The following is an 8,236-nucleotide window of genomic DNA, read 5'->3' on the forward strand; positions in this document are numbered from 1 at the left end:
CCCCGATAGCGGTCTTTCAGCTAAACAGGTGCTGGCTGACATACCGCCATCGGGGGCAAGCCCCCTCCCACATGTTTGATCCGGTTTCTTCAGTTATTGCGGGAACAACACTTTCTGTCCCCGTCGTTATTGCGCCAGATGATCCAGCCCAGGCAATAGCGATCAACTGTGGGAGGGGGCTTGCCCCCGATAGCGGTCTTTCAGCTAAACAGGTGCTGGCTGACATACCGCCATCGGGGGCAAGCCCCCTCCCACATGTTTGATCCGGTTTCTTCAGTGATTATTGTGGAAACAACACCTTTTGCCCCTGCGGCGAGGTGAACATCTTGTCTCCGTCATGCCCAACCCCTGGCACTTCCACCAGCCTGTGACCCAGCTGCGGATGTCGTTGCTTGAGGTAGTCAACATAGTTGTGCCCGCGAATCAGCCGATACGCGCCCTGGGTTTCGGCTTCGCAGCTTTTATCCAGTGCAGGATGGTTGGGGTCGGTGTCCTGCTGGCCCAGCAGGTAGGTGATGTCGCGCGACACGTAGGTTTGCTCCAGTTGCTGGGCACCCTGGTGGCCGACGTAATTCGGCAGGTTTTGCATGCCATATTTCCAGTCGTTGAAACCTGGGCAACTGGCCGCGTCGAACGGCACCGGCCGCTGTGGGCTGAAGTAGGCGTAGGACGAGGGGTTGGCGACCACGTACCGCAGGCTGATGCCCTCGGTTTGCAGCAAGGGGTGATCGTGGCCGGTGAGGGCGAAGCGTTGTACCACTTGGCCACCACCTGAATGCCCGGCGATGACGATTTCTTTCAGCGCCGGGAACAGCGTGCGGTTGCCCAGGTGCTTGATGATCTGGTCGAGGGCGGCGTAGGAACTGATATGGCCGGGGCCCGTCGAGGGGTCGCCTGCCATCCAGTCGTTACCCTTCCACTGCAATACCTGATCGCCCAGGTGGTTACGCTTCACATCCGACTGATTGAGAAACTGCGGCGCGATCACCAGCGTATTGCCGCGAACCCCGGCATGCTTGGCGGCGTCGATGCCACTTTGCAGGTAGGTCTGCGCATTGCGCAGGCGGCCATGCACGATGATCAGCGCACGCGTGACCTTGGGCAACGGCTGGCGCCAATCCTGGCTCAAGCCGAGGCTGAGGTCGCCGGCTTCCAGATGAAAACGATCGGGGCTGACCACCTTGACGCCGTGTTCGGCCGCCAGGGTGCAACAGGACACCAACACACCCAGCAGCAACCCCAATCGTTTATTCATTTAGAGACTCTTGGCATTAAAGGTATCGCACTGGGCAATCTGCCCCTGGGCGAAGCCGGTCTTGAACCAGCGTACGCGCTGGGCCGAAGTACCGTGGGTAAACGAGTCCGGCATCACGCGCCCCTGGCCCTGTTGCTGCAGGCGGTCGTCGCCGATGGCATTGGCGGCGTTCAGGGCTTCTTCGATATCGCCGGGCTCCAGCCAGTTCAGGCGTTTTTGTGCGCGGTTGGCCCACACGCCGGCAAAGCAGTCGGCCTGCAGTTCCTGGCGTACCAGCAGGCCACCGTCGCCTTGCATGGGGCGACCTTGCTCGCGCGCAGCCTGGATCTTGGACGAGATGCCGAGCAGCGTTTGCACGTGATGCCCGACTTCGTGGGCGATCACATACGCCTGGGCGAAATCGCCGGCGGCCTGGAAGCGTTGCGACATTTCCCGGAAGAAATCCAGGTCCAGGTACACCTGCTGATCCGCCGGGCAATAGAACGGGCCGCTGGCCGAGGTGGCGCCCCCGCAGGCGGAGTTCACGCGGCCACGGAACAGGATCAGTTTCGGGTTCTTGTAGGCCAGGCCGTTTTCCTGGAATACCTGGCCCCAGGTGTCTTCGGTATCGCCCAGCACGGCGCGCACGAAGTCGGCCTGCTCATCGTTGGCCGGCGGCGCCTGGCGCGACTGTGGCTGCGTGCTGACCGACGGCGCCTGCTCCATCTGGCCGGTCAATTGGCCGAGGATCTGCATCGGGTCTTGGCCGGTGAGCCAGCCGATGCCGACGATCAGCACGATAGCGGTCAGGCTCAGGCCCTTGCCGCCACCGAAGCGCATACCACCGCCACCGCCGCCGCTGTCATCGCGGGCATCGACCACGTTGTCGCTGCGTCGGCCTTTTTTCCATAGCATGGGGCAATCCTCTTGTTAACGGTCCGGCAAAAATATGGAGTGAGTATGGTCGTAGTTAGCGGCAATAGCCTTCGCCGGCAGCCACAATCAGGCAGTCTTTTTTATCTGCCAGCCACTTCAGGCCCGTGGCGGCACCGTCCCCGGCGCGCAGCACCTGAGGGCCGTCGGGGCGAGTGAAGGCGATGCCTTCGTCGGTTGCCTGGCCCTTGAACGTGCCGGAAGCATCGGCATCCAGGCCATATTGCATGGTCAGGATGTAATGACCGCGGCCGATGCTGTCGTCCTTGGCGATGTTCAGGTTCAGGCCTTCGACGCCGATCCACTTGCCCACCCATTTATCGGTGGGCGGGGTCTCGGGCACCAGGGTTGCTTGCACGGAGGCGGGTGCAGGCTTTGGCGCTTCCTTGGGGGCCTTGTCGCAGGCAGAGAGCAGGGCGAGGGCAGACAGCGCAAACAGGATTTTTTTCATATCGGCAGGGCCTTGATTAAAAAGTGTGCAACGCCGGGGCGTGCGTGCAGCGTTGGACTCAAATCTGCTGATTTAGTGCGCTGTTCGCCCGGTGTTTGGTTATGCTCTTGGGGCAGACACAGGCCCGGCTGCTAGATTACTAGGTTGAGTGCTATCGCGTTCCGCTCGCCACACAAGAGAAATCAATGACTGTCAGTACCCCGCTTTCCGGCGTCAACCATCCCTTCAAAGGCATCCTGCTGATTGTGCTGGCGACGTTCCTGTTCTCCAGCCACGACGCCTTGTCCAAATACCTGGCCGGGTTTTACCCGATCGTGATGGTGGTGTGGGCGCGTTACATGGTGCACACCTTGTTGATGGCGGGGATCTTCCTGCCGCAATCGGGCCTGCGCGTGCTGCGCAGCAAACGCCCGGGCATGCAGGTGGTACGGGCGTTGTGCCTGTTGGGCACCAGCCTGTTTTTCACCACGGCGCTGCATTACATCCCGTTGGCGGAAGCCACGGCGGTGAACTTCCTCGCACCGATCCTGGTGACGGCGCTCTCGGTGCCCTTGCTCGGCGAGCACGTCACACGTGGCCAATGGCTGGCGGTGATCTGTGGGTTTGTCGGCGTGGTGATCATCATCCATCCGGGCGGTGAGTTGTTCACACCGGCGGTGCTGTTGCCGCTGTGCTCGGCGCTGTTCTTCTGTTTCTACCAACTGCTCACGCGCATTCTCAGCCAATACGACAGCCCCACTACCAGCAATTTTTTCGCCGGCCTGTGCAACACTTTGGTGATGAGTGCGATGGTGCCGTTCTTCTGGCAGATACCCACCCTGTGGCATGGCGTGATGATGCTGGCGCTGGGCACCTGCGGAATGACCGCGCACTTGATGCTCACCCAGGCGTTCCGCTTCGCGGCGCCGGCCTTGCTGGCGCCGTTCGGCTATTGCCAGATCGTGTTTGCGGGTTTGTTGGGCTGGCTGGTGTTCAGCCATACCCCCGACATGACCACGGTGGTCGGTATCGGGGTGATCTGCATGAGCGGGTTGGCCGCTGCCTGGCAGCAGCGGCGACGTTGATTACAGGTCGACCTTCGGAATCTTGCGCGGCGCCATGAAGTACATCCAGGTCAGCGCAATGAAATACATCGCCGGGATCAGGGTGAACAACACGGTGTAGTTGTTGTTGGTCACGGTGAGGATGTGGCCGACGATCTGGGTCATGAACATGCCGCCGATGGCCGCGCACATGCCGCCGAAACCGAACACCGTGCTCATCATGTGCTTGGGCGTGTAGTCCATCACCAGGCTCCAGATGTTGGCGGTCCAGGCCTGGTGCGCGCCGATGGCCAGGGAGATGGCGAACACCGCGACCCACAACTGGCTGGAGCCGGCCGCCATGATCACGCCGACGATGCAGCAGGCGAACAACAGCATCGACAGCAGCCGCGCCTTGATCGAGTTCATCCCGCGCCCGATCAGGAACGACGACAGGATGCCGCCACCCACACTGCCGAAGTCGGCGGTGAGGTAGATGATGATCAGCGGAATGCCCATCTGCGTCACGTTGATGCCCAGGTTGTACTGCTGGTTCAGGAACGGCGGCAGCCAATACAGGTAGAACCAGAACACCGGCGCGGTCAGTGCGTAGGCGATGGCAAAGGCCCAGGTGCCGCGCATGCGCAGGATGCGGCTGAACGGTACGCCAGGTTGTTCCGGCTCGGCGTGCTGTTGCACGTAGTCCAATTCGGATTGTTTGACGGTCGGGTGCTCTTCAGGGTTGTAATACTTCAGCCCCCAGAACACCAGCCAGATCAAGCCCAGCGAAGCCATGCACAGGAACGCCGCCTGCCAGCCCCACACGTGCAGGATCAACGGCAGCAGCATGGGCGTCATCATGGCGCCGACGTTGGTACCGGCGTTGAAAATGCCCGTCGCCACTGCGCGTTCACCGGCGGGGAACCAAAGGCGCGTGGTTTTCACACAGGCAGGGTAGTTGGCCGCTTCGGTGAGCCCGAGGATAAACCGGCAGACCATGAACCCGACGGCCGAGGTCGCCAGGCCGTGGGCACCGGTGGCCAGGCTCCACAGCAGCACAGCGCAGAAAAACACGCGCTTGACGCCCACCCGGTCGATCAACCGGCCCTGCAGCACAAAGCCGATGGCGTAGCCGACCTGGAACCAGAAGTTGATGTTGGCGTAGTCCATCGCCGTCCAGCTCATTTCCTTGGCCAGAATCGGTTGCATCACGCCCAGGGCGGCGCGGTCGATGTAGTTGAGGGTGGTGGCGAAGAACACCAGGGCCAGCATGCCCCAGCGGGTTTTACCCACGGCCAGGGCGCCGCGGATCTTGTCGCCGATGCCGGCGTGCGGGGTGCCGGGGCGCGTGGCCAGGGCGGGATTTTGCAGAGGCATGAGGTCGTACCCGTTTTTGAAATTTTTATGGTGAGATCTGGGTCTTAGTGCAAGGTCGATGGTGCGCAGTGGTTAAAAAGTCGTCAATTCGCCAAAGGGGCATAGTGTTCGATAATCGCACCAAAAACTAACCGGTTCGTACATTTTAATTGCCGCGTGTAGGCTGGGGGCGAATAATTTGCCATAAACAACAATTGCCGGGAGTGACCCATGCAACGTTCCATCGCTACCGTGTCGTTGAGCGGCACCCTGCCGGAAAAGCTCGAAGCCATTGCCGCCGCCGGGTTTGATGGCGTTGAGATTTTCGAGAACGACCTATTGTATTACGACGGCAGCCCGCGCGAAGTTAGACAGATGTGCGCCGACCTCGGTATCGCCATCACCTTGTTCCAGCCGTTCCGCGACTTTGAAGGCTGCCGCCGTGACCGCCTGGCCCGTAACCTGGAACGCGCCGAGCGCAAGTTCGACCTGATGCAGGAGCTGGGCACCGACCTGGTGCTGGTGTGCAGTAACGCCTCGGCCGATTGCGTGGGCGATGAACGCATCCTGCTCGACGACCTCAGCCTGCTGGCCGAACACGCGGGCCGCCGTGGCTTGAGAATCGGCTACGAAGCGCTGGCGTGGGGCAAGCATGTGAACACCTGGCAACAGGTGTGGAACCTGGTGCGCCAGGTGAATCACCCGAGCCTGGGCGTGCTGCTCGACAGTTTCCACACCTTGTCCCTCAAGGGCGATCCGAGTGCCATCGCCGAGATCCCCGGCGACAAAATCTTCTTCGTACAAATGGCCGACGCGCCGATCCTGGCCATGGATGTGCTCGAGTGGAGCCGGCATTTCCGCTGCTTCCCCGGCCAGGGCGAATTCGATCTGGCAGGTTTTCTTGCGCCCATTATCCAGAGTGGCTACACCGGGCCTTTGTCCCTGGAGATTTTCAACGACGGCTTTCGCGCCGCACCGACGCGGGCCAACGCGGCGGATGGTTTGCGCTCGTTGCTGTACCTGGAAGAAAAAACCCGTCAGCGCCTGGCAGCACAACAACCTGCCGCACCCTTGGATATCCTGTTTGAGACGCCGGCGGCCAGCGAATACGACGGCATCGAATTCCTTGAATTTGCCGTCGATGAAAGCCTTGGCGCCAAACTCACGCACTGGTTGGAGCGCCTGGGCTTCGCCAAGGCCGGCCAGCATCGCTCCAAGAATGTGAGCCTGTTGCGCCAGGGCGATATCAACCTGATCCTCAATTGCGAGCCCTATTCCTTTGCCCACAACTTTTTCGAGGCCCATGGGCCGTCGTTGTGCGCCATGGCGATGCGGGTCAAAGACAGCGCCAAGGCATTGGAGCGAGCGGTGGCCTACAAGGGCCAGCCCTATCGCGGACTGGTGGGGCCCAACGAACTGGAACTGGCCGCCGTGCGTGCGCCGGATGGCAGCCTGATCTACCTGGTGGACCAAAGCGAAGGCGGGCTCTACGACACCGATTTCAACCTGCAGCCTGCGACTGCCGCCAGCGGTGGCTTGCTGCGCATCGACCACATGGCCATGGCCCTGCCGGCCGACAGCCTCGACAGCTGGGTGCTGTTCTACAAGAGCCTGCTGGATTTTGAAGCCGACGACGAAGTGGTGCTGCCCGACCCCTACGGCCTGGTCAAAAGCCGCGCATTGCGCAGCCGCTGCAGTTCGATCCGCCTGCCGCTGAATATTTCCGAGAACCGTAATACTGCCATTTCCCACGCGTTATCGAGCTATCGCGGCTCGGGCGTGCACCACATTGCTTTCGATTGCGCGGATATTTTCGCCGAAGTGCGCCGGGCCAAGGAGGCTGGGGTGCCGTTGTTGGACATCCCGCTCAATTACTACGACGACTTGGCCGCGCGCTTTGATTTCGACGATGAGTTTCTCAGCGAACTGGCGTACTACAACGTGCTGTACGACCGTGACACCCAAGGCGGTGAGCTGTTTCACGTCTACACCGAAGCCTTCGAGGGCCGGTTTTTCTTTGAGATCATCCAGCGCAAGAACGGCTATGCCGGCTATGGCGCGGCCAACGTGGCCGTGCGTCTGGCGGCAATGGCCAAGTCGCGCAGCGGTGCGGTGCGCCAGGCACGTTTATAACGGCGGTTGGGGTGCTTCCTTCGGGGAGCGCCTCGGCCCATAATCGGGCCTGCATAAAAACGCCGTGAGCGCACCATGACCCTGACTCCCGACCTCTCTGCCGTGTCAGATGCACCGCGCAAGAGTCGCAAGAACAATCCGGAAAAGACCCGCGAGAATATTCTCCAGGAAGCCGTTGTCGAGTTTGTTCAGCAAGGCCTGTCCGGCGCCCGCGTGGACGCCATTGCCGAGCGCACCCACACCTCCAAGCGCATGATCTATTACTACTTCGGCAGCAAGGAACAGCTCTACGTCGAGGTGTTGGAGAAGCTCTACGGCGATATCCGCAACACCGAAACCCGCATGAACCTCACGGCCCTGGAGCCGCGCGAAGCGATTCGCCGGCTGGTGGAGTTCACCTTCGACCACCATGACCAGAACGTGGATTTCGTGCGCATCGTCAGCATCGAAAATATCCACAACGCCGAGTATGTGAAACGCACCAGTACGATCAAGGACATGAACAGCAAAATCCTTGAGAGTCTCGGTGAGACCTTGCGTCGCGGCGCTGAGATGGGACTGTTTCGTGAAGGATTGGAGCCGCTGGACGTCCACCTGTTGATCAACTCATTCAGTTTTTACCGCGTATCCAACCGCCATACGTTCAGCGAGATTTTTCAGATCGAACTGTCGGATGAGGCGATCAAGCAGCGGCATCGCGCGATGATCTGCGAATCGGTGTTGCGTTACCTTCAAGCTTGAATTCACCGAGTGACCAGTGTGGGAGGGGGCTTGCCCCCGATCGCGGTGTATCAGTCAACACATGCCTGACTGACAGACTGCAATCGGGGGCAAGCCCCCTCCCACATTTTGCTCCGGTTTCTACTGCTGGCTATTCATGCTCTGGAAGTGCGCCAGCATCCGGTCTGCATCCGCCGCCGCGCCGCAGAACAACTCAAACGCCTTCACCGCCTGAAACACCGCCATTTCAGGGCTGAGTGCAATCAATGTGGGAGGGGGCTTGCCCCCGATTTCGGTGTATCAGTCAACACATGCCTGACTGACAGACTGCAATCGGGGGCAAGCCCCCTCCCACATTTTGCTCCGGTTTCTACTGCTGGCTATTCA

General features: G+C 60.7%; 7 protein-coding genes and 1 pseudogene. 3 read left to right on the forward strand and 5 right to left on the reverse strand.

The features are described from left to right. Nucleotides 1-280: 280 nt before the first annotated feature. From BFP89_RS18685 to BFP89_RS18695, 3 genes are read right to left on the reverse strand one after another with little or no spacing between them, the layout of a single operon-like run. The gene (locus BFP89_RS18685; protein ID WP_065886888.1) at nt 281-1,255 is read right to left on the reverse strand and encodes an alpha/beta hydrolase; all 975 of its coding nucleotides are present in this window, start codon (nt 1,253-1,255) and stop codon (nt 281-283) included. Further along, on the reverse strand, nt 1,256-2,149 hold the full coding sequence (locus BFP89_RS18690; RefSeq protein WP_065886889.1) for a KPN_02809 family neutral zinc metallopeptidase: 894 nt from the start codon (nt 2,147-2,149) through the stop codon (nt 1,256-1,258). A gap of 55 nt (nt 2,150-2,204) precedes the next feature. After that, entirely contained in the window at nt 2,205-2,618 is a 414-nt protein-coding gene (locus BFP89_RS18695; protein WP_065886890.1) for a lipoprotein, read from the reverse strand. Between the two features lie 185 nt (nt 2,619-2,803). On the opposite strand from BFP89_RS18695, the gene BFP89_RS18700 reads away from it, so the two are divergent. Beyond that, nucleotides 2,804-3,682 (forward strand): DMT family transporter, encoded by an 879-nt coding sequence (locus tag BFP89_RS18700; protein WP_065886891.1) that lies wholly within the window; start codon nt 2,804-2,806, stop codon nt 3,680-3,682. Here BFP89_RS18700 and BFP89_RS18705 read toward each other — a convergent pair whose 3' ends face one another. Then, entirely contained in the window at nt 3,683-5,017 is a 1,335-nt protein-coding gene (locus tag BFP89_RS18705) for an MFS transporter (RefSeq protein WP_065886892.1), read from the reverse strand. It lies immediately after the preceding gene. 210 nt (nt 5,018-5,227) lie between these two features. Between BFP89_RS18705 and quiC the strand changes: the two genes are divergently transcribed. Continuing rightward, nucleotides 5,228-7,129 carry a 3-dehydroshikimate dehydratase QuiC gene (quiC, locus tag BFP89_RS18710; RefSeq protein WP_065886893.1) on the forward strand — a complete coding sequence of 634 codons (1,902 nt, stop codon included), beginning with the start codon at nt 5,228-5,230 and terminating at the stop codon, nt 7,127-7,129. A 75-nt stretch (nt 7,130-7,204) separates the two neighbouring features. Further along, nucleotides 7,205-7,870, forward strand: a complete 666-nt coding sequence (locus BFP89_RS18715; protein WP_065886894.1) for a TetR/AcrR family transcriptional regulator — start codon at nt 7,205-7,207, stop codon at nt 7,868-7,870. Nucleotides 7,871-7,990: 120 nt separating this feature from the next. Here the strand turns inward: BFP89_RS18715 and BFP89_RS28660 are convergent. Continuing rightward, nucleotides 7,991-8,095: pseudogene (locus BFP89_RS28660) on the reverse strand (shikimate dehydrogenase); the annotation flags it as partial. Between the last annotated feature and the right edge of the window lie 141 nt (nt 8,096-8,236).

The organism is Pseudomonas sp. 31 R 17 (assembly GCF_900004915.1).
Lineage (GTDB): Bacteria > Pseudomonadota > Gammaproteobacteria > Pseudomonadales > Pseudomonadaceae > Aquipseudomonas > Aquipseudomonas orientalis_A.